27 protein-coding genes are annotated in these 24,049 nt (G+C 62.6%); 18 read left to right on the forward strand and 9 right to left on the reverse strand.

Features of this window, described 5'->3' with window-relative positions; all coding sequences use genetic code 11:
• Positions 1-192 precede the first annotated feature (192 nt).
• Positions 193-2,034 carry a PAS domain-containing sensor histidine kinase gene (locus RSO67_RS28310; protein WP_315841570.1) on the forward strand — a complete coding sequence of 614 codons (1,842 nt, stop codon included), beginning with the start codon at positions 193-195 and terminating at the stop codon, positions 2,032-2,034.
• A complete protein-coding gene (locus tag RSO67_RS28315; RefSeq protein WP_315841571.1) occupies positions 2,027-2,755 on the forward strand; it encodes a peptidoglycan-binding domain-containing protein in 729 nt (242 codons plus the stop codon). The genes RSO67_RS28310 and RSO67_RS28315 overlap by 8 nt, the downstream gene beginning before the upstream one ends.
• 32 nt (positions 2,756-2,787) lie before the next feature.
• Here the strand turns inward: RSO67_RS28315 and RSO67_RS28320 are convergent, their stop codons facing one another.
• Both RSO67_RS28320 and RSO67_RS28325 read right to left on the reverse strand, forming a co-directional pair.
• A complete protein-coding gene (locus RSO67_RS28320; RefSeq protein ID WP_315841572.1) occupies positions 2,788-3,075 on the reverse strand; it encodes a helix-turn-helix transcriptional regulator in 288 nt (95 codons plus the stop codon).
• Complete coding sequence (locus RSO67_RS28325; protein ID WP_315841573.1) at positions 3,044-3,478, reverse strand: type II toxin-antitoxin system RelE/ParE family toxin; 435 nt, start codon at positions 3,476-3,478, stop codon at positions 3,044-3,046. Before RSO67_RS28325 ends, RSO67_RS28320 begins: the two co-directional genes overlap by 32 nt.
• A gap of 138 nt (positions 3,479-3,616) precedes the next feature.
• Here RSO67_RS28325 and RSO67_RS28330 point away from each other — a divergent pair, with 138 nt between their 5' ends.
• Positions 3,617-3,964 (forward strand): DUF1491 family protein, encoded by a 348-nt coding sequence (locus RSO67_RS28330; protein WP_093759025.1) that lies wholly within the window; start codon positions 3,617-3,619, stop codon positions 3,962-3,964.
• A gap of 59 nt (positions 3,965-4,023) precedes the next feature.
• Here the strand turns inward: RSO67_RS28330 and RSO67_RS28335 are convergent, their stop codons facing one another.
• Positions 4,024-5,001 carry a DUF2336 domain-containing protein gene (locus RSO67_RS28335; RefSeq protein ID WP_315841574.1) on the reverse strand — a complete coding sequence of 326 codons (978 nt, stop codon included), beginning with the start codon at positions 4,999-5,001 and terminating at the stop codon, positions 4,024-4,026.
• 261 nt (positions 5,002-5,262) lie between these two features.
• Between RSO67_RS28335 and RSO67_RS28340 the strand changes: the two genes are divergently transcribed.
• Together RSO67_RS28340 and RSO67_RS28345 are read left to right on the forward strand one after the other, a co-directional pair.
• Complete coding sequence (locus RSO67_RS28340; protein WP_068730489.1) at positions 5,263-5,469, forward strand: hypothetical protein; 207 nt, start codon at positions 5,263-5,265, stop codon at positions 5,467-5,469.
• Between the two features lie 16 nt (positions 5,470-5,485).
• A complete protein-coding gene (locus RSO67_RS28345) occupies positions 5,486-6,277 on the forward strand; it encodes a hypothetical protein (RefSeq protein WP_315841575.1) in 792 nt (263 codons plus the stop codon).
• Between the two features lie 32 nt (positions 6,278-6,309).
• Here the strand turns inward: RSO67_RS28345 and RSO67_RS28350 are convergent, their stop codons facing one another.
• Together RSO67_RS28350 and RSO67_RS28355 are read right to left on the reverse strand one after the other, a co-directional pair.
• Positions 6,310-7,290 (reverse strand): sterol desaturase family protein, encoded by a 981-nt coding sequence (locus tag RSO67_RS28350; RefSeq protein ID WP_315841576.1) that lies wholly within the window; start codon positions 7,288-7,290, stop codon positions 6,310-6,312.
• Positions 7,291-7,422: 132 nt separating this feature from the next.
• Entirely contained in the window at positions 7,423-8,112 is a 690-nt protein-coding gene (locus RSO67_RS28355) for a porin family protein (protein WP_315841577.1), read from the reverse strand.
• Between the two features lie 350 nt (positions 8,113-8,462).
• On the opposite strand from RSO67_RS28355, the gene RSO67_RS28360 reads away from it, so the two are divergent.
• Entirely contained in the window at positions 8,463-9,602 is a 1,140-nt protein-coding gene (locus RSO67_RS28360) for a helix-turn-helix transcriptional regulator (RefSeq protein ID WP_315841578.1), read from the forward strand.
• 22 nt (positions 9,603-9,624) lie between these two features.
• On the opposite strand, the gene RSO67_RS28365 is transcribed toward RSO67_RS28360, so the two are convergent.
• From RSO67_RS28365 to RSO67_RS28375, 3 genes are read right to left on the reverse strand one after another with little or no spacing between them, the layout of a single operon-like run.
• Positions 9,625-10,203, reverse strand: a complete 579-nt coding sequence (locus RSO67_RS28365; protein ID WP_315841579.1) for a DUF1254 domain-containing protein — start codon at positions 10,201-10,203, stop codon at positions 9,625-9,627.
• On the reverse strand, positions 10,200-10,778 hold the full coding sequence (locus RSO67_RS28370) for a DUF1214 domain-containing protein (RefSeq protein ID WP_315841580.1): 579 nt from the start codon (positions 10,776-10,778) through the stop codon (positions 10,200-10,202). The genes RSO67_RS28365 and RSO67_RS28370 overlap by 4 nt, the downstream gene beginning before the upstream one ends.
• 24 nt (positions 10,779-10,802) lie before the next feature.
• Complete coding sequence (locus RSO67_RS28375; RefSeq protein WP_315841581.1) at positions 10,803-13,091, reverse strand: PBP1A family penicillin-binding protein; 2,289 nt, start codon at positions 13,089-13,091, stop codon at positions 10,803-10,805.
• A 294-nt stretch (positions 13,092-13,385) separates the two neighbouring features.
• Between RSO67_RS28375 and RSO67_RS28380 the strand changes: the two genes are divergently transcribed.
• A complete protein-coding gene (locus RSO67_RS28380) occupies positions 13,386-13,898 on the forward strand; it encodes a YcgN family cysteine cluster protein (RefSeq protein WP_315841582.1) in 513 nt (170 codons plus the stop codon).
• Positions 13,899-14,092: 194 nt separating this feature from the next.
• Positions 14,093-15,706: an MDR family MFS transporter gene (locus tag RSO67_RS28385; protein WP_315841583.1), complete on the forward strand. Its 1,614-nt coding sequence runs from the start codon at positions 14,093-14,095 to the stop codon at positions 15,704-15,706.
• Between the two features lie 19 nt (positions 15,707-15,725).
• Here RSO67_RS28385 and RSO67_RS28390 read toward each other — a convergent pair whose 3' ends face one another.
• Complete coding sequence (locus tag RSO67_RS28390; protein WP_315841584.1) at positions 15,726-17,213, reverse strand: serine hydrolase; 1,488 nt, start codon at positions 17,211-17,213, stop codon at positions 15,726-15,728.
• A 230-nt stretch (positions 17,214-17,443) separates the two neighbouring features.
• Between RSO67_RS28390 and RSO67_RS28395 the strand changes: the two genes are divergently transcribed.
• From RSO67_RS28395 to RSO67_RS28440, 10 genes are all read left to right on the forward strand, one after another.
• Positions 17,444-17,608 carry a Flp family type IVb pilin gene (locus RSO67_RS28395; RefSeq protein ID WP_093759013.1) on the forward strand — a complete coding sequence of 55 codons (165 nt, stop codon included), beginning with the start codon at positions 17,444-17,446 and terminating at the stop codon, positions 17,606-17,608.
• Positions 17,609-17,773: 165 nt separating this feature from the next.
• Positions 17,774-18,058 (forward strand): DUF3551 domain-containing protein, encoded by a 285-nt coding sequence (locus tag RSO67_RS28400; protein WP_315841585.1) that lies wholly within the window; start codon positions 17,774-17,776, stop codon positions 18,056-18,058.
• 29 nt (positions 18,059-18,087) lie between these two features.
• A complete protein-coding gene (locus RSO67_RS28405; protein ID WP_315841586.1) occupies positions 18,088-18,396 on the forward strand; it encodes a DUF3551 domain-containing protein in 309 nt (102 codons plus the stop codon).
• 252 nt (positions 18,397-18,648) lie between these two features.
• Entirely contained in the window at positions 18,649-18,816 is a 168-nt protein-coding gene (locus tag RSO67_RS28410; RefSeq protein WP_315841587.1) for a hypothetical protein, read from the forward strand.
• 74 nt (positions 18,817-18,890) lie between these two features.
• Entirely contained in the window at positions 18,891-19,373 is a 483-nt protein-coding gene (locus RSO67_RS28415; RefSeq protein ID WP_315841588.1) for a hypothetical protein, read from the forward strand.
• Positions 19,357-19,815 (forward strand): hypothetical protein, encoded by a 459-nt coding sequence (locus tag RSO67_RS28420; protein WP_315841589.1) that lies wholly within the window; start codon positions 19,357-19,359, stop codon positions 19,813-19,815. The genes RSO67_RS28415 and RSO67_RS28420 overlap by 17 nt, the downstream gene beginning before the upstream one ends.
• A 75-nt stretch (positions 19,816-19,890) precedes the next feature.
• Positions 19,891-20,556 carry a response regulator transcription factor gene (locus RSO67_RS28425; RefSeq protein WP_089267078.1) on the forward strand — a complete coding sequence of 222 codons (666 nt, stop codon included), beginning with the start codon at positions 19,891-19,893 and terminating at the stop codon, positions 20,554-20,556.
• Positions 20,557-20,578: 22 nt separating this feature from the next.
• A complete protein-coding gene (locus RSO67_RS28430) occupies positions 20,579-21,955 on the forward strand; it encodes a sensor histidine kinase (protein ID WP_315841590.1) in 1,377 nt (458 codons plus the stop codon).
• 98 nt (positions 21,956-22,053) lie between these two features.
• Complete coding sequence (locus tag RSO67_RS28435; RefSeq protein WP_315841591.1) at positions 22,054-22,524, forward strand: RT0821/Lpp0805 family surface protein; 471 nt, start codon at positions 22,054-22,056, stop codon at positions 22,522-22,524.
• A gap of 99 nt (positions 22,525-22,623) precedes the next feature.
• Positions 22,624-24,003, forward strand: coding sequence for a hypothetical protein (locus RSO67_RS28440; RefSeq protein WP_315841592.1), 1,380 nt, complete (start codon positions 22,624-22,626; stop codon positions 24,001-24,003).
• Positions 24,004-24,049: the final 46 nt, after the last annotated feature.

Consider the following 24,049-nt stretch of genomic DNA (forward strand, 5'->3'; position numbering starts at 1 on the left):
GAAACGTCTCGTTCACCATCGTTGTCGAATGGAAACGCGAAAACTCCTCTTAAATCAGCACTTACACGTTAGGCATGGCGAACGCGGCGGTCACTTTAGTGTTCGCTTAATGTCGCTCTGACACGTTGGCGCAACGATAAAAGGAGGCGTTTCGGCGCGTCTGAATTTGACGATCAAGCCGAAGCGAGAGCAGTGACAGTATCGACCATCATTCGCGACTGCCTTGATGCCATGCTGCACCCTTCAGTGCGCTACGATGCGCTGACGAGTGCGCGTCATCGTGCATTCATGGCGCCGCGTTTGCTCGGCAGCCTTGCGGCCTTTGCGGCTTTTCCTGTCTATCTCGCGCTGCGCGGCGCGCCGAACGCGATTGAGGTCGCGGCTTTCGCCTGGCTGATGGCGCCGATCCTCTGCTCATATTTTCTGTCGCGTACCGGCCGCTATGAAAGCGCACAGGTGCTGTCGTCCGTCGCACTCGCCGGCCTCGTGATGATGATGGCGATCTCCACCGGTGGCATCAATTCGTTCGCGGCGATCTGGCTTGTCGTGGTGCCGATCGAGGCGGCACTCTCGGCTTCGCGCCGTATCGTCGCCTTTGCATCGGCGCTGGCGCTATCCTGCGTCGGCATTCTCATCGTGCTGACCAGCCTCGATTGGTTGCCCGTATCCGAAGCCGGTGTCGCCGGCCATGGCGTGTTCATGGCCTTCGGCGTCGCGTCCGCTACCATCTACGCTGCCGGTCTCGCCTTCGGCGCGGAGTCGCTGGCGCGCACCAGCGTCTCGCTGCTTTATGTCGAGGAAGACCGTTATCGCCTGCTGGCGCGCAATATGAGCGACGTGATCTCGCGTCATCGTCACAATGGCGCCGTGCAGTTCATTTCGCCGGCGGCTGAAGCACTGGTCGGCGCCCCGGCGCAGCGGCTGCTCGGCCATGGCCTGTTCGATCGCGTCCATGTCGCGGATCGCCCGGCCTATCTGACGGCTCTGTCTGACGCCGCGCGCGGCGGCGAAGCCCGCAGCGTCGAATTCCGCCTGCGCCGCGATGTTGTGCGCGGCAATGAGCGCCTGCGCCCATCCGGGTCCGAATTCATCTGGGTTGAAATGCGCTGCCGGCCGATGGAGCAGGGCGCTGATATCTCGTCGCCCAATGCCGATGCGGAAGTCGTTGCGGTGCTGCGCGATGTTACCGACCGCAAACTGCAGGAAGAGGCACTGGCGCAGGCCCGCATCGAGGCCGAGCGCGCCGATGCGTCCAAGACGCGCTTCCTCGCCACCATGAGCCACGAGCTGCGCACGCCGCTGAACGCCATTATCGGCTTCTCCGACATGCTGGTGCAGGAAGAGCTGATGATGCTCGATGCGACCAAGCGCAAGGAATATGCCCAGCTCATCAACGATTCCGGCCAGCACCTGCTGTCGGTGGTCAACGGCATCCTCGACATGTCGAAGCTGGAATCCGGCAATTTCGAGATTTCGCCGGAGCCCTTCGCGCCGCGTCCGGCGTTGATCAATTGCTGCAATCTGTTGGCGCTGAAGGCGCGCGAGAACGGCATCGATCTCATCACCGATGCGCCGAAGGATCTGCCTGAGGTCAATGGCGATCCGCGCGCATTCCGCCAGATACTGCTCAATCTCGTGTCCAATGCCATCAAGTTCACCGAGCGCGGCGGCAGCGTCACCGTGGCAGCGGGCATCGAAGGATCACGCTTGATGCTGCGCGTCAGCGATACCGGCGTCGGCATTGCATCGGACGATCTCGCCCGCATCGGCGATCCGTTCTTCCAGGCCGGCAAGACCTATCAGCGGCGCCATGAGGGCACCGGCCTCGGCCTGTCCATTGTGAAGAGCCTCGTCGGCATGCATGGTGGCGAGATGCAGGTGCAGAGCCGGATCGACGAAGGCACCACCATCACAATCGCGCTGCCGCTGGAGTTTACGCCGCAGGCTGAACACGTCAGCAATATCGCGATCTTGAATCCCGCGGCGCGCACCGCGCCGTCCGACCAAGCCCATCAGGTGAAGAAGAGTGCCTAAAGCCAGTTCCAAAGCGATCAAGTCCAAACGCGGCCGCGCCGTCGCCATCGTCGATGAGCCCGCGGAGCGCGGCATCGTCCTGCGCGTGCTGCTGCACAGCCCGAAGGACATGGTCGCCGGGTTGATCGCATTCGCCGCGGTCAGCGCCATCATCGCCAATGCCATTTTCCTGCAGAAGGGCCATCATCCGTCGCCGATGTTCGGTTCGAGCACCGTCGTTGCGTTTCCGGCACCGGCGCAGGTCGCCAATCCGCTGCCCAAGCCGCGTCCGCTGGATGCTGCTTCGTCGGACACCAAGCTCGATTCCCGCATGCTGGATTCCAAGCCGGTCAACAGCGCCAATGAGCCGAAGCCATCGCTCGCGGCAAAGCCCGTCGAACAGCGCGCGGCTGATCCGGTCGGCAATCTCCTGAAGGCGCCGGCACCACCGGCGTCACCGGCGACCACGGGCGCCGTGGCACGCCCGCCTGCGGCGATCCCGAATGCGACCCGCACCGATCCGCTTGGCGATCTCATCACCAATACGCGCCGTGTCGCCGCTGTTCAGCGTGCGCTCACCGAATACGGCTATGGTCAGCTCAAGCCGACCGGCAATGTCGGCTCGGACACTGCGGCTGCGATCCAGCGCTTCGAGCGCGAACGCAAGCTTCCGGTGACCGGGCAGGTGTCCGATCGCATGGTGCGCGAACTCGCCACCGTCACCGGACGCGCGATCGACTAGCGCCAGCCCTGCGGCTAGCCCGCTAGGGCGGTTCACGACATTTCGAGTTCGACGCGCGCCTGCTTCTTCGTCTTTGCGTCCGACACCTCGATTTTCACGCGCTCGCCGAGGGCAACCAGAAATCCAAACAGGCGCTCATAAGAGTAGCCGCTGAACTGTCCGCGCAGCAACTTGGAGACGTCTGGCTGGGCAAGGCCAATCAGCTTGGACGCCTGTGCCTGAGTTAGCCCTTTGCTTTTGATGCGTGCGGCAATGCCGAGAACGATCTCGGCTTTGATCAGATGCTCGTCAGCGTTTGGCAGGCCGAGGTCGGCGAACACGTTGCCGCTGCTCTTTGTGCTTGTCGGTTTTTTCATTGCTGCCCTCCATGGCATGTTGGTAAAGCGTCTGCGCGTCTCTCAGACGGGATTTGATCAGGTCAATCTCGGATTTGGGCGTCTGGATTCCGGTTTTCGATTTCTTTTGAAATGCGTGGAGAACGTAGACCATGCCCTTCAGTTTGACCGTGTAGACCGCCCGAAACGTATTCCCATCAAAATCAGAGACGATCTCGACAACGCCCGCGCCGTGGAAACCCTTCAAAGGCTTCGCGTCGGGGTGTTTTTTGCCTTTTTGGGCTGCACGCAAAGCAAAGCCAACGCATAGCTTCACAGACACTGGAAATTCTGAAAGATCGTCTTTCGACGACCCTACGAATTCCAGGGGTGTGTCGGTGGGTGACATTCTGATATTGATGCCAGGCGACGTTGCGCGCTATAGTTATAATACTATAAAGCAGCGTCGCGTCAATGAAACATTTTAGGTTTCGCCCCCGGTAACTGGGTCACCTCGCGTTTTCGCTCTCTCTGGAATAATCAAGCGATGTCACGATTGAAATCAGCGATTTGGGTGGCCGCATATCTGCGCCGCTGCCAGACCGAGGGCGTGTTCGGCGCCGTGCGCCGTCGTGGTGCGGAGGAGGCGGGCGCCGTGTTCGTGAAGGTCGCGCTGCTGGATGGCACCGCGATGCTATACACGCCGGCGCCGCAAAGCGCCTATGACGAGAGCCGCCCTGTCGATCGCGTCTTCGCGCCGTCGCCGCCGCAGCCGGTCGAAGAACGCAAGATCGAAGAACGTCTGCAGAAGGAAATCTCGTTCGATCCCGACGTCTGGATCGTCGAAACCGAGGACAAGGCTGGGCGGCATTTTCTCGAATTGGCGAAGGGTTAGAGTCTTTATCGGAGCATGATCCGATCCGAAAACCGGCATCCACTTTTCGGGATCATGCTCTAGCGCCCCGACGAATTCCGCGTCACGCGCGTGATATCCTCGCCCGGCTGCACGCCCGGCCGTGCCTGCGGCATGCTTGGCCGCGCGCGCTGGCGTTCATCGTCATAGAGTGCGGGGCGGAATTTGGCGCGCGTCGCGGCCATATGCGCGCCGCGCCAGGCGGCCACCATGATCAGTGCCGAGCGTTCGCTCAGCACGTCATACATCCGCGCGATCCGGTAGACATTGGTCACCGACGTGCCGAATTCCGGATTGAGGAACAGCAGCACGCGCTGGAAGATGTCGCTCCGCATGCCAAGCGCCTTGGCGCAGCAGGCAAGCGGCTCGCCGCCGGGGTCGCTGACGACCTGTTCGGCAATGGCGGCAGGCAGCATCAGGGCTTCGCTCAACTCGCGCGCAAAGTTGTCGCGGTCTTCGGCGAAGGCGGCCATTTCAAGAATGTGCATGGCGCGTGCGGCGCGCGCTTGCGGAATCCGGGCGGAAGATCGCAGCGGCGTTTCAGCGAGATTATGCAGGATCTGCGCACGCTCGCTACTCGATGCGGCAAAGAACAGCGTGCTGATCTCGGACGCGTCCCTGGGTGCCATGGCCATATTGGCGGCGACACGCATCTGCGCTTCGCTCGGCTGCTTCACGGTCGGCGCGGGAGACTCGGCGGCGGAGATAGGCTGCGCGAGCGGCACCGATTGGCCGGGTTCGGTCGGGTGCAGATTGAGCCGGCTGAGGATCGCGCGCGGGGTGTTCGGATAGATCGACAGCCGCGCGCGCACCGCGGCGCGGGTGGCGTCATCGACCTGATCGATCAGGCGCGCGGTGAGTTCGACGAACTGTTTCTCTTCGTCGATCGTATGGTTCGGCGCCTGGACATAAAGATCCGTCAGCACGCGCAGCAAGGTCGGTCGCACGTCCACACCTTCGCGACGCGAGAGCGTCAGCAATCCGTCAAAGCCCGGAAACATCGGAGGTGAGGCAGGCATGGCATACGCTTACTAAGGGAACCTTGCCTCAAATTATCGCGGACGCATTAATATGTGTTTAACCATGGGCCGCTGGCCGAGGCAGATCTGATTCCGACGAGTCGCTTCAGTCATGCGGCGCGAGCTGCATGCGCATCTGCTGATGGTGTCTCCGAGCCGTTGTCCCGACGACAAGCGTGGCGTTAACACGCCATTAACCATGAATGTCCTTAATGACCGTGCGTCGGCAAAACGGGCGAAGCGGCGCGGAGAGACTGGATAATGAGCACCATCATCAAGTTCCCGGCGGATGCGGCAGCGCGACGGCTGGGCGTGAATGTGGCGCCATCTCCCCGCGAAACCTCCGCAGAAATCCTGATCCTGCCGGTGATCCGAATCGAGCGTCAGATCGACGACAGCAATGGTGGCAGCGGCCCGGAAGAGGGCACTGCGCCGGGACGCCGCCGCAAGCGCCGCGCCCGTTCCTGATCCCGGATCTATCCTGATGTCCGCGATATCCCATCCGAACCGGATACGGCTTCGGCGCAAGACGTCGTTTTTTGCGCTGTGTTTCATAGTTGCGAGTTTGATCGGCAGCACGCTCGGTGGCTGCGCCGGCGGCGATTTCGGCCGTACCCGCAACAATGCGGTGACCGACGACATGCATCGCTGGATCGGCGTCGAGGCCACCGGCAGCGTCGGCCTGAAGTCCTCGGAATTCCAGCTCACCGATCTCGAACGCCAGATGCGCGATCTCGCTTATCCCTTGATCGAGCCGCCGCATTCGCGCCCCCTGTGGAAGAGTGTGTTCGGCGACTACAAGCCGATCGCATCGCCATGGCGGCAGAATGTCATCTTCGATCGCACGGCCTATGGCCGGCTGCTGATCGACGAGCCGCATCGCTCGCATACGTCGCGCTACAGCGTGCTGATGGATGACGCGCGCGACGACATCCTTCGCTTCGAAGCCTTCTATGCGACGGCTGCGAAAGTCGTCGAGCTCGATCGCAAGCGCAATGCCAGCCTGAAGCTGGTGTCGGCGCTGGAGCCGAAGGAGCGCGTCGACGCCATCGCGCGCATGGATGAGAACGCGCTGATCGTGCAGTGGGTCGAGCAATGCCTGCAGCGCCGGGTGTCGTCCTATAAGTGGGCGCTGGAACGCATGGTGATCCACGCCCCCGATGGCATGGCGTCCAGCGCCGATATGCTGATCGGCGAATTGGCGGCGCAGACTACGGCCGTGGCCGGCAGTCTCACGCCAGTGCGCCCCGGCAAGGTGCTTCAGGTCGGCGGATAGTTGGACGTGTAGGGCTGGAAGCGTAGGGCGGATTACGCTTCGCTGATCCGCGCCACGGCGTCGGACGTTTCCACTGGCTTCACCTGATCATCCGGCTTGGTCTGGCGGCCAAGAATCTGCCGCGCGCCCTTGCGCGAAAACGGCTGCACGATCTGTCCCAAAAAATCCGATGCGACGTTGCCACTGATGCCGAGCCGATCCGGCGACGCCTTGGCGGGATTGAGATAGGTGCCGAACGCATGATCCCACACCATGATGTTCTCGCAATAGTTGCTGTTGCCTTCCTTGAGCGTTTTCGAATGGTGCCAGCGATGCAGTTTTGGCGTCGCAAAGATCGGATCGAACAGCGCCGTGCGCGTCTCCACATTGCAATGGGTCAGGAGGCCGGTGATGGCCGTCACCGCGCCGACCCAGAGGAAGACCGGCAACGGCGCATCGAGCAGGTAGAGCGGCGCCTGGCTGAGCGCCATCTTGATCAGCGAGTCGATCACGTGGAAGCGTCCGGTATTCACCACCCAGAGCCGGACCACGCTGTGATGAAGCGCATGGAAGCGCCAGAAGAACAGGTTTTCATGCGCGATCCGGTGTGACCAGTAGAGGCCGAATTCGGCAATCACCAGCGCCAGCACGACCTGCGCGATCAGCGGCCACTGTGTCGGCCACAGATGCGAGGCGTGATCGTCTGCACGCGTCACGGTCGCCACCGCCATCGGCACAATCGAGGTCGCCGCGACGGCCAGTTGCGCCGCCCCCTTGGTCAGCAGCGTGTGACCGAGATCATTCAGCGTTTCGCCATCATGCTCCAGCCATTCGGCGCGATGCGGCGTCATGCGTTCGAGCAGCACAATCGTCAGCAGAAGCGCGGCATAGACGACATTGAACCAGAACAGCGGGGCATCGCTGGCGAAAGCCATACCGGCACCGAGCAGCGCCCCGAAATACAGCAGCGGCCACCAGATCAGGGACAGGAGATAGGTGACGGCCGTATGGGACGGCTCTTGGTCGTGTTGCATGGAGGCCCCGCATTCGCGCCGATTCGTGGGTCGGCGATGGATGCGGAGCTTCGCTGCGGGAGATTGCAGGCAGATTACGCCAGAGGGGTCCCTAGACGTTTTCTACGCGGGAAATGGTCGCGGCAGATCGTCCTAGTCGAATTTATAATTCAACCCCGCGCGCGCAGTATGCAGTGTGGCCTGGCTTGAGCTGTTGATGGTGAGGCCAAAACCGGGCGCCGTGTTGCTGTCCCCGGTCGTGCCGACCTTGCCCAAGTCGATATACAGATACTCTCCTTTGACCGACCAGTTGCGCGACAGCGCATATTCGAGGCCGGCGCCTGCCGCCCAGCCGACTTTGGTCTCGCTTACGGAGTTGCGGATATCATTGAAGCTGAAACCCACGGATCGAACGACGGCTTGCGAGAAATCGTGACGTCCAACCGCGAGGCCACCGGTTGCGTAGACCAGCAGGTCTTGTTGTACGGCGTAGCCCAGCCGCCCGCGGAATGTTGAAACCCATTTCACGTTGTCATGCTCGGTGAATGAGCGGTCTGCCAACGTCGCCGCCGGAGGTCGGACCAATGAACCGGTGCTTCGGCCCCCTTTGATGTCTGCGAACGAGAAGTCCGCTTCGACGCCCCACACCCAGTTGGCAGTCTGAAAATTGTAACCGGCTTGCAGGCCGCCCAGCGCACCGGATGTTTGGAGGGCAGGGCTGCCGTTGTCGATCAGCCATTGCCCACCACGGCTCCCCAGGTGGCGCCGGGGACCAGCGAAACTTTCGCATCGTTCCAGCCATATCCGGCATGGGCGCCAACATAAAACCCGGTCCAGCTCCACGGAGCCGGCGCAACGAGGGGCGCCTTGTAGTGCGGTTGAGCGAGATTGTCCGCGGTTAGCGCGGGCGTTGAAGCAGACAATACGCAGCCGATCACAGGGCCAATTTAGCAGATTTCGACATCGAGCTCTCCAGCACTTCGAGACGTGACTTCCATGCAGGACCACCGGACAGCAGGCCCCTCATATGCGCCCCCGAAAGTCCGGAATCGCCTTCGCCACTGCTACGCGTTGCGGGATTTCGTGTCGTCACCCCAAAGTATGATGTGGTAAAATATGCTGCGTGTGCGCATCCGGAAATTGACTTCGATCTCGCCCTGCCACACCAGAGCGCGCGCAATCACGGATTTGGAATGCTTATGGACGTTGTCGACAATGACGTACTCTCTTCAATCATCGGAGATATCTACGACTGCGTTCTGAACCGTGAGGGATGGTCGAGTGTTCTCACCCGCATCACGCAGACGATGGACGCGGCCTACACCACGATTGCACTCGCTGGCACGTCGGACAATCACGGCCGGTTTGCTGCCCAATCGCCCTGGGATGCCGAGCGCATGCGCGCGCTGCAGGACTACAGTTTCGATGATATTCCGGGCCTGAAAGCTGCTGTCGTCGGCGACATCGATACGCCTGTATCGACGCTCTCGCTGATGCCCGAAAGTGAATTGCAGCAGACCGCGTTCTTTCGCAATTGGGCCGGACCGCAGGGATTGCGCGAAGGGTGCATTGTCAAATTCGTCCACACGCCGGATCGCATCGGTCTGCTTGGCTGCACCACCTGGGCGGACAAGGCTGCCGTATCTGCCGAGGATCAACGGTTTCTGACCTTGCTGTCTCCGCATTTGCGCAGGGCTGCGATGATCAGCGACCTGCTCGATGACGTGCGCGTGACGGCGCATCTGTTTCGCGAATCTCTCGAGAACCTTGCAGTGCCCGTCGTGCTGACCGACGCGGTCGGATCGGTGCTCCATGCCAATGCAAGTGCCGAACGCATGTTTGCAACGGATGGTCCGATCCTGCGCCAGGGGCGAACCATTCAGGCACAGAACGCATTGATGGGCGACGCCTTGCTGCAGGCGATCGCAAGCGCTGCATCGGACGTCTCACTCGGCGGCAAAGGCATTGGCTTGCCGGTGTCGGCGGCAGGGCAACCGCCCGCCGTCGCCTATGTCTTGCCTTTGACTGATGGTACGGCGCGCGCCGCTTTCCGTCCCGCATGTGCGGCCGTCTTCGTCTCGACTACGACGTCGGCCTCTCCAATGCCGGAGGCCGTGTTGACGACGCTGTTCGAGCTCACGCCTGCCGAAGCGCGCGTGCTCGTGAGCGCCGGAAAGGGGCTCAACCCGTCCCAGACCGCCGCTTCGCTCGGGATCTCAGAGAATACGCTGAAGACGCATCTCAACCGGATCTACGCCAAGACCGGCAGGTCACGGCAGGCTGATCTCGTGAAGCTCGTGGCGGATATCGGCACGCCGCTGGCAACGGGATAGCTGATGGCGCGACAGCGAGCGCTCAGCGCTTGCCCTTCACCGGCGCAGCCGGCGGATCGGTCTGCACCCGACAATTCGAAGCGGCGAGGGATGCCTGGGCCTGGATCATCAGGCCGGGTTCGGCGGCGAGCGCCTTCAGCACGATCAGGCCGGTCGCGGTCGGCGAGTCGATGATGAGGCGGTCGGCGGATGTGACGTCCTCTTCCTCGGGCAGGGCCTCGTGCTGTGCCTCGGTCATGAGATCCAGCTCGATGACGCGGCGGCCAGCGGAGCGGTCGTTGATCGCGTAATAGGCGACGTCGCTGCGGGTGTAGAACGACACCGATGTGTAGGACTGGCTGACCGGCACGGTCAGTTTGATCGGTCCTTTGGCCAGATCGTAGCGGCAGACGGCCATGGCGAAGGCCGGGTCCATGAACGGCAGCAGCGCATTGGCCGGCTCGGTCTGCGGCAATGCTGTCACCGCATTTTCTTTCGTCACCGAAGCGAGGCGAGAATAGGCATCTTGCGTGGCGATGCGCGGCAGTGCCAGCACGCTGACAAGATGCACGATGCCGCCGAGCACGACACCACCGATGATTGCGAACAGCAGCCGGATCATGGGCAGCTCACCGTGGCAATGGTGGGCATCGGTGCGTCTTTCTGCGTCCGGGTGGCAACGCCAACCGGCGTATCGTAGAGCCGCAGCATCAACACATAGCGTTCCAACGCTGATGTCGGCAGCCAGTTGCCCGCGCGCGAGCGCGCAGCGATGCGGATCTCGAACGCGCCATCGGCATTGCGCACCACTTCCTGGCTGGTGAAGCCGTAGCGCTGCAATGTGTTGGGCACCAGACGGCCTTTGGTGTCATAGAGCGAGAGCGTCCAGAAACGTGCAGCCGGTGTCACGCCTGACACGACGATATCGCAGCGACCGTCCAGCGGCTTTTTCTTGTCGTCGGTGGTGGCAGTGAAGGTGACGCCGTCGCCCGTGCCGATCGGCAATTCGCCCGACCGCGCAATGGACGCGCGCGCATAGGGATCGATCTCGCTCGTGCCGGTACGCGGGCGCGCAGTCCATGCACCGATGGTGAGTGTGCCAAGGTCTGTGCCGCGGGTCGCGGTGGTCCAGGTCAGACCGAGACCGACAGCAGTGGCGATCGCGAGCGCCAGAAGCGTGAGGAAGATCAGCCGCACGTGCGCACCGTCATGATAGCAGCTTCAGTTCTTGCGCGACGCGGGGGCGGTTGCGGATGTGGTCGTCTTGGCATCCGGTGCATCATTCGCCGACGCGTAGCTCTCGGGGAAGGCCAGCGCGGAGGAGGCGCGAGGCTTCGACGGTTCGTTGGATGATGTGCGGCCTGCGGTCTTGCCGGCGTCGTCGAGCAGCTTCTCGACACGCAGCAGGACGTCGGCGCCGCGGCGCGTCAGCACCGGCGGCGGGCCGGGCTTGGCGTCCTGCGCGTTGGCGGCCATCACGGATGAGACGGCTGCGGCAGGATTCTTGGTACCCGCGCCGACGCCCGGGATTTCCTTGATCTCGATACCCTGATGGGCGGCGACCATGATGTCGTGCCATGTCTGTGCCGGCAGCGAACCGCCCGTCATGCGGTTGGTCGGCGAGTAGTCGTCATTGCCGTACCAGACTGCGCAGCTGAAATTGCCGGTGTAGCCGACGAACCAGGCGTCGCGATACGCATTCGTGGTGCCGGTCTTGCCTGCTGTCGGGATGCCGTCCAGCGCGGCGCGGCGCGCGGTGCCTTCGCTGACCACGTGGCTCATCATGCCGGCCATATCTGCGGCAACGGAGGCCGGGATCGCCTGCAACTGTTTCGGACCATCGCGGTCGAACCGCCAGACGAGGTCGCCGGCGCCGGTGCGCACCTCCAGCACGGCATGTGGCTTCGACGAGCGCCCCTTGTTCGGGAAAGTCGCATAGGCGACGGCGTGTTCAAGCACGGTGACTTCGGTGGAGCCGATCGGCAGCGACGGCGTATCAAGCAACGGCGCCGTGATGCCGAAGCGGCGCGCGGTCTCCACGATCTTGACGCGGCCGGCCTTGGCCGGATTCTGCGCGCCCTTGCCGAGCGCTATCGAGATCTTCACCGGCACGACGTTGATCGAACGGGTGATCGCCTGCGTCAGCGTCACGTTGCCGGAATAGGAGTGGCCGTAGTTCTGCGGGCACCAGTTGCCGATACAGACCGGGCCGTCGAGGATGATCGAGGTCGGCTTGTAACCGTTGAGCAGCGCCGTTGTGTAGACATAGGGCTTGAACGACGAACCTGGCTGGCGCATCGCGTCCACCGCGCGGTTGAACTGGCTTGCGCCATAGTCGCGGCCACCCACCATGGCGCGGACGCCGCCTTCGAGATCCGACACGACGGTGGCGGCCTGCGTCGCATGATAGTCGCGGCCGAACTGGCGGAGCTGGTTTTCCACGGCGGCTTCGGCGGCGCGCTGCACATTCATGTCGATGGCGGTGCGGACCACGAAGACGCGTTCGACATAGGATTTCGGGAATGTATCGACGAGCTTGCGCATCTCGTCGAAGGCCCAGTCGAGATAGTAGTTCGGCGAGATTTCCTGACGACGATCGACGGCGACGGCGGGATTACGCCGGGCGCCGAACACCTGACCTTCGGTCATGAAGCCGGCATCGACGAGATTGTCGAGCACCACGTTGGCGCGGGCACGCGCTGCGGGCAGGTTGATATGCGGCGCGTATTTGGTCGGGGCCTTGAACAGGCCGGCGAGCATCGCCGCTTCGGCGAGGTTCACGTCGCGCGCGGATTTGTTGAAATAGAAATGCGCGGCGCCGTCGACGCCGAACGTGCCGCCGCCCATGTAAGCGCGGTCGAGATAGAGCTTCAGAATCTCGTTCTTGGTCAGGCGGGTTTCCAGCCAGATGGCGAGGAACGCTTCGTTGACCTTGCGCTCGATGGTGCGCTCGTTCGACAGGAACAGGTTCTTGGCGAGCTGCTGCGTCAGCGACGAGCCGCCCTGGCGCACGCCGCCGGCCTGCGCATTGGTCACCAGCGCGCGCGCGGTGCCGGCGATGTCGATGCCGAAGTGATCGTAGAAGCGGCGGTCCTCGGTGGCGAGGGTGGCCTTGATCAGGTTATCCGGGAAATCTTCCAGCGGAATGGAGTCGTTGTGCTTGATGCCGCGGCTGCCGATCGGATTGCCGTAGCGATCCAAAAACGTCACTGCGAGATCGGATTTCTTCAGCCAGTCTTCATCGGCGGTTTCGCGAAACGCCGGCTGCGCCAAAGCGAGCATCAGGATGAGACCGCCGAGGCCGATGGTTGCCATTTCCGACAGCGGCTCGATGAACACCCAGCGCTTCCAGCGACCGACATAGAAGCGGTCCATGAAGGTGGAGTAGCGTTCCCACAGTTCGCGGGTGCCGCGGCCGGACGAGAACAGGCCGGAATCGATGCGCGCATCCAGATCCAGCAGGAAATGCCGGAATTTGGTCTTCCAACGGGATGGCACGATCTGAGGCACGGGGGCCCTTGGTTTGTTGCAGCGCTCGCGTGCCACCCACCGGGCACCGCGCGGACGTCATGCTGAAATAATGCGGCAACCCGGCGGCAGGTTTGCGGCCGCCGGAGAGTCGGTCAAGTTCTAGCCGAGCAGGGCGGATAAACCAATGGCATTGCTTATCATTTGCACGAAAGGGCTAACGGCCCGCCGGATTTTGCCCTTGTTTGCGAAGCCTTCATCACGATGTTGCTTGCAGAGGCGATGCGGCTGCTCCTAGAACGGCTTTTCGCCCCAAACTGGATCGATTCAAATCGCATGACAGCGCGTCCCCCGCGTCCTTCCGCACAAGCGGGAATGTTCTGGAAAACCAAGACGTTGGAAGAGATGTCCGACGGCGAGTGGGAAAGCCTCTGCGACGGCTGCGGACGCTGCTGTCTGGAAAAGCTGGAAGACGAAGATACCGGCAAGATCTATTACACCCATGTGGCTTGCCGCTTGCTCGACGCCGGCCTCTGCGCCTGCAAGGACTATCCGAACCGCTCCGACCAGGTTCCCGATTGCGTGCGGCTGACGCCCGACAATGTCCGCACCCTGAGCTGGCTGCCGCCGAGCTGCGGCTACAAGCTCGCGGCCGAGGGGCGGGATCTCTACTGGTGGCATCCGCTGATCTCCGGAAGTCCGGACACGGTGCACGAGGCCGGCGTTTCGGTGCGGGGGCGGGTCGAGGGCAATGAGGACACGATCTCCGACGACGAGTTGCAGGATCACATCGTGACCTGGCCGGCGCTGCTGCCGCGCAAGGCGAGGCTGAAGAAGCGGCCGGCCTAGAATTCTGCGTCGCGCGGCGTCCGATCACGCGCATATGACGGTCTGATGATTGCCGTGGGACGCTCCCATGCAAGGAAACAACTGTTGCTGAACGGGGCGGGGGAATAGATTTCTTCCAAGGAGAGTCTGTGCGTGGGAGTTCGCGCCGATCTGGCTCTCCGGTTACCTCCCAGGTCCTTTGAATCCAAAGTTTCATGAATAAGATCGAGCGACAGAGCCGGTCAGCGGCCGATGATCAGGTATTGCCCGAGGAAATCCCGTCGGATGAGTTCCTGTCGGATGAACTCGCGCAGGAACTGTCGCGGATTCCCACGGAAGTCATCGAACCCGGCGACGCGCCTGCTGCCCTGAAGGCGCCGCTGACCCCCGCCGAAGTCCGCACCATCCTGATGAGCCTGCTGCTGACCATGTTCCTGGCGGCGCTCGACCAGACTATCGTTGCCACCGCGCTGCCGACCATCGGCCGGCAATTCGCCGATGTGAACAATCTGTCCTGGGTCATCACCGCCTATCTCTTGGCATCGACCGCAGTGGCGCCGGTGTTCGGCACGCTCAGCGATATCTATGGCCGCCGCGCCATGATCATCACCGCGATGTCGCTGTTCATGGTTGGCTCGATCATGTGCGCCCTGGCGCCGAACATGATCGTGCTTATTATCGCGCGCGCTTTGCAGGGCCTCGGCGGCGGCGGCATCCTGCCCATCGTGCAGGTGGTGATTTCCGACGTGGTGTCGCCGCGTGAGCGCGGCCAGTATCAGGCTTATTTCAGTGGCGTGTGGGTGGCGGCCGGCATTGGCGGTCCGATCATCGGTGGGCTGTTCGCCGAACATCTGCACTGGTCGATGATCTTCTGGATCAACATTCCGCTCGGTGTGGGATCGCTGGCGCTGTTGCTGCCGAAGATGAAGAAGCTTCCTGTGTTTCATCGCCGCCGCAAGGTCGACTGGCTCGGCGGCCTGCTGCTGATGGCATCGGCCGTTGTCTTCATGCTGGTGCTGACATGGGGGGGCACCAAATTCTCCTGGGCGTCGCCGACGATCGTCGCAATGATCGGCGCTGCGGCTGTGATGGCTTTCGCCTTCATCTGGCATGCGATCCATCACGACGAGCCGTTCCTGCCGTTGCCGCTGATGTCCGGCTCGGTGGTGCCTTTCGCAATGGCCGCCGGTGGCTGCGCCATGGGCGCGATGCTCGGGCTGACCGTGCACATGCCGCTCTATTACGAAGTGGTCTACGGCCTGACCGCAGGCGAAGCCGGCGTCGCGCTGATCCCCATCGCGGCGGTGTCGGTCGGCGGCGCCGCCTTTGCCGGCCACATGATGACCAAGGCGAAACACTACAAGCGCGTGGCTATCGCCGGCACCGCCATGTCGGCGCTGATGGGCCTGCTGCTGGCGCTGATGACGCCGCTGCCCCTATGGGCGCTGCTCACGATGCTCGGCCTGTTCTCCATCGGCCTCGGCACTGTGTTTCCCGTCAGCCTCGTCTCGATCCAGAACGCTGTGCCGCGACCACAGATCGGCACCGCCACCGGCGCGATGAACTTCTTCCGCGCGCTGATGGCGTCGTTCACCGTCGCCGCCTTCACCACCATCCTGTTGATGGCGCTCGGCACGGACATCTCGATATCAGGCGAACATGCCGCCAGCAGGCATCCGATAGCGGCCAGCGATATGGTCAGTGCCTTCCGCTACGTGTTTGAAGCCGCGGCAGCTCTGCTGGCGCTGTCGACGCTGTTCCTGCTGCTGATGGAAGAGCGCCCGCTGGCAGGGCCGGCAAAGGCGAAGCCGTCACTGGTTTCGGAATAGGCGAAGCCGTCATCCGACTTCAGGCATGCCCCGCTGCAATGCGTGTGAAGGCGATGTACTTGACCAGCGGGTCGAGCGGGACTGCCACGCTCGCAATATCCCCGTCGCGGCCGGTGGAAAATGAGAGGGAAAGCCGGCTTGGCATCAGGCCGCCGGGTGACTTGGGCGCCTCTGGGAGCTCGAACGTGTCCGAGTTTTGATGCGTGAGCGGCTCCGACATGCCGCGAAACGCCCAATGCAATTTGCCTTCGGCATGCGTGATCGTCATCCGGCCGTAACCTGGATGCTCGTAGTCACCGGCATAATCCGCGAGGTCACGGGGCTGCTGGGTGGCCGGCGTCGGTGCGGCTTTGCCGGCCTGCAGCCAGGCCTCGTATTGCGTCACGAATTTGCGGCGTTGCTCGCGGAAGCGATCGAAGCAGGGTACCGGTTCCTTGCCGCAGACGCGGTCGAAGACATAATTCGCGAGGATGTGCGGAGCGAGTATCGGAGCCATGCCATTATTGGCGAGCACTGCGACACCGACGCCCCGATCGGGCAACATCATCATCAGCGCGTTCGTGCCGGTGAAGCCGCCTCCGTGCCACACGACGCGCTCTCCGCGATACCAGTGCGAGCGGAAGCCGAAACCGTAATGCACATCGCTGTACTCGGCGAAGCCGGTTGCCCCGACATGCACGCGCGGCTTCTGGAGCTCTTGTATCAAGCCGGATGACAGAAGACGTTGTCCTTCAAACGCGCCCTGGCCGAGATGAAAACAAAGCCAGTTCGCGAAGCTTGTAATCGACGTGCTCATGCCGCCCGCAGCCGGCACGCTGATGGGCCAGAGTTTCGTGCGCTGACAAATGTCTCCCATCATCCCGTAGGGCACGGCCGCGTCGGTGGCTGCGGCAAGTTCCTCCACAGTGAACGTCACCTTCATGTCCAGCTTGTCGGTCAGCGAGCGGGTGAATTCGGCCCAGCTCTGGCCGCTGACGCGCTCGGCCACCATGCTCGCAATGAGGTAGCCGAGGTTCGAGTACTGAAAGGCGCTGCGAATGTCGGCGCTTGGTTCGAGATAGCGCAGCGCTGCCAGCATTTGGGCGGGTGACAGATCGCCGGGCAGCCAGATCCAATCGTGACGTGGCAATCCGGAATGGTGGCATAGCAGGTCGCGCACCGTGACGCGGTCGCTCGCAACGGCGTCGTAGAGCCGGAATTCCGGGATGTATTCCCGCACCGGCTTCTTCCAATCCACGCGTTGCTCGTCAACCAACAGAGCCAGGCCCGTAGCAGCGAACGACTTCGAGACAGACATGATTTGAAATTGCGTATCCGTCGTGACTTTCAGGCCGGCTTTGATATCGCGAAGGCCGTAGGTCCCGACGAACGCAACCTCCAAGTCTTGCACGATAGCGACCGCGAGGCCCGGGACCTTCCACTCCTTCATGACCTCTACGACAAGATCTTTGAATTCGGGAATAAACGCCGCAACGGATTGGCTGCCTGCGACAGGTTCAAATGCCATTGGGACAAGCCTCGACACTTCTGGTTAAGCGTAAGCTGAAATGCAGACGATACCCGGCTCCACGATACTCCCAAGTCTCGCTGCCCCGGGCGAGCTCACACATAGTTACCGCATGATTAATTCATAATTGATCCTGTTCATGAACCTTCCTGCAACCTCTGCCGCTTAGGTTGAGTGCAGTTTTCAGGGGACGGCGTGGAAGAAATCCGCGGCCGTATGAGGAGATTTCCGTGTTGCGTTTGATTTCGAAATTTATTGACGATGAGTCCGGTGCAACGGCCATCGAATATGCGCTGATCGCTGCCGGTATCAGCCTCGCGATCATCGTCGCCGTGCAGGGCCTTGGCACCACGCTGAACGGGCGTTATGCCGCCGTGAATACGTCGCTGAAATAGAGCAGCGAAGACCGGCCGGAGCCGGCGCACTGCCATTGCAATCGACAAAGGACATGGCTGTCTTGTCGAAACGCAATGTCGTGAATGTCCTATCGATTGTGCTGCTGCACCCTATATGATCGTGCGCGGGCCTGGAGCCTGCGCATTTTCATATGGATGACCATCATGACATTGAATTCGCGTTTGAATCTTTCGGCATTTGCCGGTTTGGGATTTGCGGCATTCGTCCTCGCGGGAGCGACACCGGCCTCGGCGGCTGGTGCGCAATTCTGCATCGCCCAGAGTGGCGCCAACGGCGAATCCTCCTATGTGAGCAACTGCATCTTTTCGGACTACCAGCAATGCATCAATGCTGCAGTCGGTACGCGAGGCAACTGTGTGGGCAATGTCGAGTATCGCGGCGGAGCTGCTGCGGAACCGGCGCCAAAACGTCGCCGGCGCGCGCGGTAAGTGATCGCCCGTTCGTAAGGGACGCATCGATGACAACATGGATTCGTGGGCTCGTATGGACCGTGGCTGCGCTCACCATCGCGTCGGTCGCGTTGCGGACCGTGGAGTCTGCGCAGGCGCGGCCATCGGTCGCAGCCCGCTCAGGGATTCCACCGTTCTGCGTGTTGACCGGCGGCCCTCGCGGGCCGGGGAGTGTGCCGCAGATCTGCCGGTTCTTCGACTATCAGCAGTGTCTGCAGGCTGCGGCCGAGCTGCGCGGCAATTGCGTGGTCAATATCGACTATCCCGGCAAGATCACCGGAGCGCCGGGAGCGGCGTGGTCGCAGCCGCCGCGATAGCCAGCGCGTTGATTGCGCGGATAAAATTCCGATTTAAGGACTAAATTCAAAATCTAGGATTTTTAGCCTTGACAGCGTCGCGCTGTCGAAGTAGCTTTACGGCATGCTCCACAAGTGGGTTCGCAGGAAACGCCGTTGCTGAGTAGTTGCGGTGAATGGCCCGGAACATCGACCTCAATCCGGCGTTGCTTTCCATACGGTGCCGCTAGAAATTTCATGACGGCGTCCAACAGCAAGCGAAATGAGGGTGCCATGGTAATCAGGAATTCGGCAACCAAGGAAAACGAACAGATCGTCGAATCCGCGACAGAGGCACGCCAGGCCGAACCGGGCCCGTCGATCCTCGCGCTTTTGGCGATCAGCCTCGGCCTCGCTGTGCTGATCCTTGGCGTGGTCTGGTTTGTGTTCTTCAGGACGTGATCGGTTCCTGGGATCTGCCGATCAATTTCAGTCAGTCCGGCATGATCGACTGACAGCAGCAAAGAGTTCCCAACATGGTCAGAAAGCCAATGGCCCGCCCGGCGAGAAAGCCGGCGCGGGCTGCTGTCGTGAGTACTGAGGAAACCCCGGCGTTCGTATTGCCCGATGCAATTGATGACGCACCTGCTGACAACATGACGTCCGATGATAGGGCGAAGCCCGGATCGCGCGGTCCATTGGTTGAGCGTGTCACCAAAGTCATCGAACGCGAACTGGATCTAATCGAGAACATCGTCGGGCGCATAGGCGGGGATGAAGCGCTGCGCACCGAATCCGAACGTCGCGCCCGCACGCTGGCGGTGCTGGCGCGTACGCTGATCGAATTGAAGAAGGCGCGCGTCGACGACGAGCAAGGGTCTGCAGAAGATGACGACCGCCCGCGAGACCTCGACGAACTCCGTCAAAGACTTTCTGAACGTCTTGCAAAACGCCTCCGAGGAGGGGCGCAACTTTCTGCTGGCGGGGCTGACACGAGGCGAGATGGGATTCCTGAATGAGCGCTGGGACGTCTTTGCGCATCGGCACCAGCTCCCGCCCGTACTGGCGGCGAATGGCGCGCCGTGGCTGACCTGGCTGATGATCGGCGGCCGCGGTGCGGGCAAGACCCGCGCTGGTGCCGAGTGGGTGCGCGCACAGGCAATGGGCCGCGCCCCGCTTGCATCTGAGAAGGCCGGGCGCATCGCACTGGTCGGAGAATTGACGGTAGAATGCGCCGCGCTGTGGTGTGTTCTGATGCACGAATTCTGGACCGGCGACATCCAGACCATCAATGCGCTGGTCAATGCCACGGCGCTGCTGGTGACCTATTGGGGGTTCCGTTTCGGCGTGCTAGGCGTCTATATCAGCGGCCGTACCCGCGAAAAGGTCAGTGCACTCACCGGGCAGGATTCACCCGGCCTGGTCGAGAAGCTGGTGAAAGCGGTCGTGAAGAAAAAGTAAGGTTGGCGCCGTCGCCATTCATGGAGTGTTCACGCGTCCGGGCATCAATTCGGATTGTGAACGCGGAGAAGTCATTTGCGCCTGCTTGTCGTTGAAGATGATCCCGACCTCAACCGTCAGCTCACCACGGCGCTGACCGATGCCGGCTATGTCGTCGATCGCGCCTTCGATGGCGAGGAGGGGCATTTCCTCGGCGACAGCGAGCCCTATGACGCCGTGGTGCTCGATATCGGCCTGCCGAAGATGGACGGCATTTCGGTGCTGGAAGCCTGGCGCCGCAACAACCGCATCATGCCGGTGCTGATCCTCACCGCGCGCGACCGCTGGAGCGACAAGGTGCAGGGCTTCGATGCCGGCGCCGACGATTACGTCGCCAAACCGTTCCACCTCGAAGAGGTGCTGGCCCGTATCCGCGCGCTGCTGCGCCGCTCCACCGGCCATGCTCAGTCCGAACTGACTTGCGGACCTGTGTCGCTGGATACCCGCACCGGCCGCGTCAGCGTCTCCGGCAATCCGATCAAGATGACATCACACGAATACCGGCTGCTGTCCTATCTGATGCACCATACCGGTCGGGTGATCTCGCGCACCGAACTGGTCGAGCACCTCTACGATCAGGATTTCGATCGCGACAGCAACACCATCGAGGTGTTCGTCGGCCGCATCCGCAAGAAGCTCGACGTCGATATCATCCAGACCGTGCGCGGCCTCGGCTATCTGCTCACGCCGCCGCAGCCGTGATCATCTCCGGGATCATGCGCTGATGCGCAACAGCTCGCTCGCAACGCGGCTGTTCCTGTCGGCGACGGCCTGGGTGGTGGTGATCCTCCTGATCACCGGCATCGTCCTGTCCTCGGTCTATCGCAGCGCCACCGAGCGCGCCTTCGATCGCCGCCTCAATCTCTATCTCCGTACCCTGGTGGCGGAAGTCGCCAATCCGCCGGACGCGCCCGATCACGATACGCCATCGCTCGGCGAGCCGCTGTTCGAACTGCCGCTGTCGGGCTGGTACTGGGAAATCGCGCCCACCGAAGGCGCGAAGACCGAGATGCGGGCCTCGCGCTCGCTATGGGACAAGAAGCTTCCGAAGCTCGAGGATCAAGGCATCGAGCTGACGGCGTCGGGGATCCGCCAGGGCTATGTGGACGGGCCGGAAGACCAGCGCCTGCGCATGGTGGAGCGTCCCGTCGATCTCGGCGCCGACGGCAAATTCCGCATCAGCGTTGCCGGCGACGCCACCGAGATTTTCGAGGAAACCCGCACCTTCGACTATTACCTTGGCGGCACGTTCGCTGCACTCTCGATCGTGCTCGTGCTTACCACGATCTTCCAGGTCCGCTTCGGCCTCGCGCCGCTGAAGCGCATGTCCGATGCCATCGCCGATATCCGCTCCGGCCGCGCCGAGCGGCTGGAGGGCACATTCCCTGTCGAGATCTCACCTCTGGCGGGCGAGATGAACGCGCTGCTCGATGCCAACCGCGCCATCGTCGAGCGCGCGCGCACCCATGTCGGCAATCTCGCCCACGCCATCAAGACGCCGCTGTCGGTCATCGTCAACGAGGCGAACAGCCGTGGTATCGACCCCTTTGCGAGCAAGGTGCTGGAGCAGGCCGATGTGATGCGCGATCAGGTCACGCATCATCTCGAGCGTGCGCGGATCGCGGCGCGCGTCACCATCGTCGGCACCGTCACCGATGTCGCGCCGGCGCTGGAGGCGTTGTGCCGGACAATGCAGAAGATTCACCGGGATCGCGGCATCACCATCGACCTTGAGGCCGATGCCGCGGCGAAATTCCGTGGTGAAAAACAGGACATCGAGGAGATGGTCGGCAACCTCGTCGACAACGCCTGCAAATGGGCGGACTCCCACGTCACCATCGGCGTGCAGGTCGAGCGCACCGGTGGTGCCGATCCGGCGTCGAAGCTGCGGATCATCGTCGATGACGACGGACGCGGGCTGTCCGATACCGAGCGCGCCCAGGTCGCGCGCCGCGGCCAGCGGCTCGACGAGACCAAGCCGGGGTCAGGTCTGGGTCTGTCCATCGTGGTCGATCTGGCAGCGCTGTATGGCGGTAGCCTGACGCTTGGCAAGGCGCCGATCGGCGGGCTGCGGGCCGAACTGGTGCTGCCGGGTGTCTGAGTTCCGGCCTTCTTGCGCCCCGTTGTCGCCCGAATTATCCCGTTCGTAACGTCTTTGACGTTTCCTGTGTTCCGGTTTGCGTTTGGGGTCTGCGGTCCATGGTCAAGTTCAACGCCTTCTGTGTTGTCGCTGTTGCGCTGGCGCTGGGTGGGTGCGACGTGACGACGTCAGACGGCGGGCTGAGCCTCGGCACCGATACGATCGCCCGGGCCTATAGCAGCACCAAGTCGGCCGTCGGCCTGTCCGAGGAAAACGCAGCGGCGGCGGTGACCAATGCCGCCTTTGGCGGCTTGATCGGCGCTAAGCTGGGCGCGCAGTTGAACGACGAGGATCGCCGGCTGGCCTACGAGGCCCAGATCGCCGCCCTCGACCGCGGTGCCCCCGGCGCGCCGGTGCCCTGGCGCAACGCCACGTCGGGACGCTATGGCAATATCGTTGCCGGACCGGCCTACAACCAGAAGGGCCGGGAATGCCGCGGCTTTTCCCACACCGTCACCGTCAATGGTGACCTCAAGACCGCCCGCGGCACCGCCTGTCGCAGCCCTGAAGGCACTTGGGCGGCGGCCTGATCCCGGTTCCTCAACGCCTTCTTAACGGGGCGCCTGCTACAAAAATCGGTGGCGATTTTCGGTTGTAGATCGACCGGAAAGCACGGATTCCTAGGCTGCATGAACAAAACCTCGATCGATCGCTTGCGGGAGTATCTGGCGCAACTGCCCGAGCAGTCGCAGATGCTGCTGATGCGCGAATATGAGCGCGCGATCGAGCGCGGCGAAGACGTCGTGGTCGCCAATTTCGTGCTCGACCTGCTGCGCGGCGTGGTTCGCGGCCACGAGAATGCAGTGCGCCCGCGGGTCGAGGATCCGACCCGTCTCGTCTTCAAATCGCTCGAGCCGTTCCTGGTGGAAGGCGTCGGCAATGTCCGGCCCGGACAGATCCGGCGCGCCTCGCTGCTGCCGATCTGGCAGTGGCTGGAGCGCGACGCCGCAGACGCCGTGCGCGAGTTCGAGGCGGCCGTCTCTGCATCGCCTGAGCCGAGCGCATCGGACATCGAACGTGCCGTCAAGAAATTCCAGCAGGCGGCAGCAGCCGCCATTACCGCTGCCACGTCGGGCAATCGCGGCGCGGCCCGCATCGGGCCGACCCATGCTGTCGAGGACCTGCCGTCCATCGGCGCGGTGCTGAAGGCGCGCGAGCAACTCGACGGTTTTGCCGGCAAGCTGCCGAGCGTGCTGCGCAGCTTCGGTGATAGCCAGATCGCCTCGGTGAATAGCGCGCTGAACGTGCCGACGCTGACCACGCCGCAGGTGCTGCCTTTCGCACTCTCGCTGGTGATGCAGCGGCTGGCGGCGCCATGGCAGATCATTCGTCTGGCGGTGAAGATCGCGGCCTCGGACGATGAAATCCGCGTGGCCGCCACACCCTATGGCGTTGCCGTGACCATGGCGCTGTCCGATCTCAATCGCGTCGCAGCAGAACTGCGCTCCGATATCAGGCGTGGCAAGCTCGACAGCGCGCCCGAACATCTCAAGATCACTCATGACGGCGTGCGCGGCCTGCGCACCGAACTCGACATGCGCAACGACTCGACCTGGGGGCGCCAGATGGCGGCGATCCGGGTGGAGATTTCCTCGACGCTGCAGTCGGAGATCGAGAGCGTGCCGGGCAGGGTGCGGCGTCTGCTGCGCCAGCGCCCCGACAAGGATATTGCCGCGACGGCGACGATCGATTTCGCCGAGGTCGAGGAGACCGTGGCGCTGATCAATTTCGTCGCGGTGTGCCGGACCTATGCCAGCGAACTGGCCATCAACGAGGTGACGCTACGGACCTATTCCGACCTGCAGCAATATGTCGAGAAGTCCACGGAGTCGTTGGTGCAGTCGCTCCGCGCCGGCGATGCCCGCGTCCGTAGCTACCGGCAGATGCAGGCCAAGGCCGCTATCCGCTTCTGCCAGGTGTTGTTCGGCCAGGAATACGCCTCGCTGATGAGCCGCGCCGCCGAACAGGCCATGGTCGTGGTCGAGCGCAAGCCGAAGCGGGCCGGCTAGGCCAGGCGATGCGAAATGGCTCGTCGGCGACGTGACATCCGCATCG

Origin of the sequence: Tardiphaga sp. 709, assembly GCF_032401055.1 — a bacterium.
GTDB lineage: Bacteria > Pseudomonadota > Alphaproteobacteria > Rhizobiales > Xanthobacteraceae > Tardiphaga.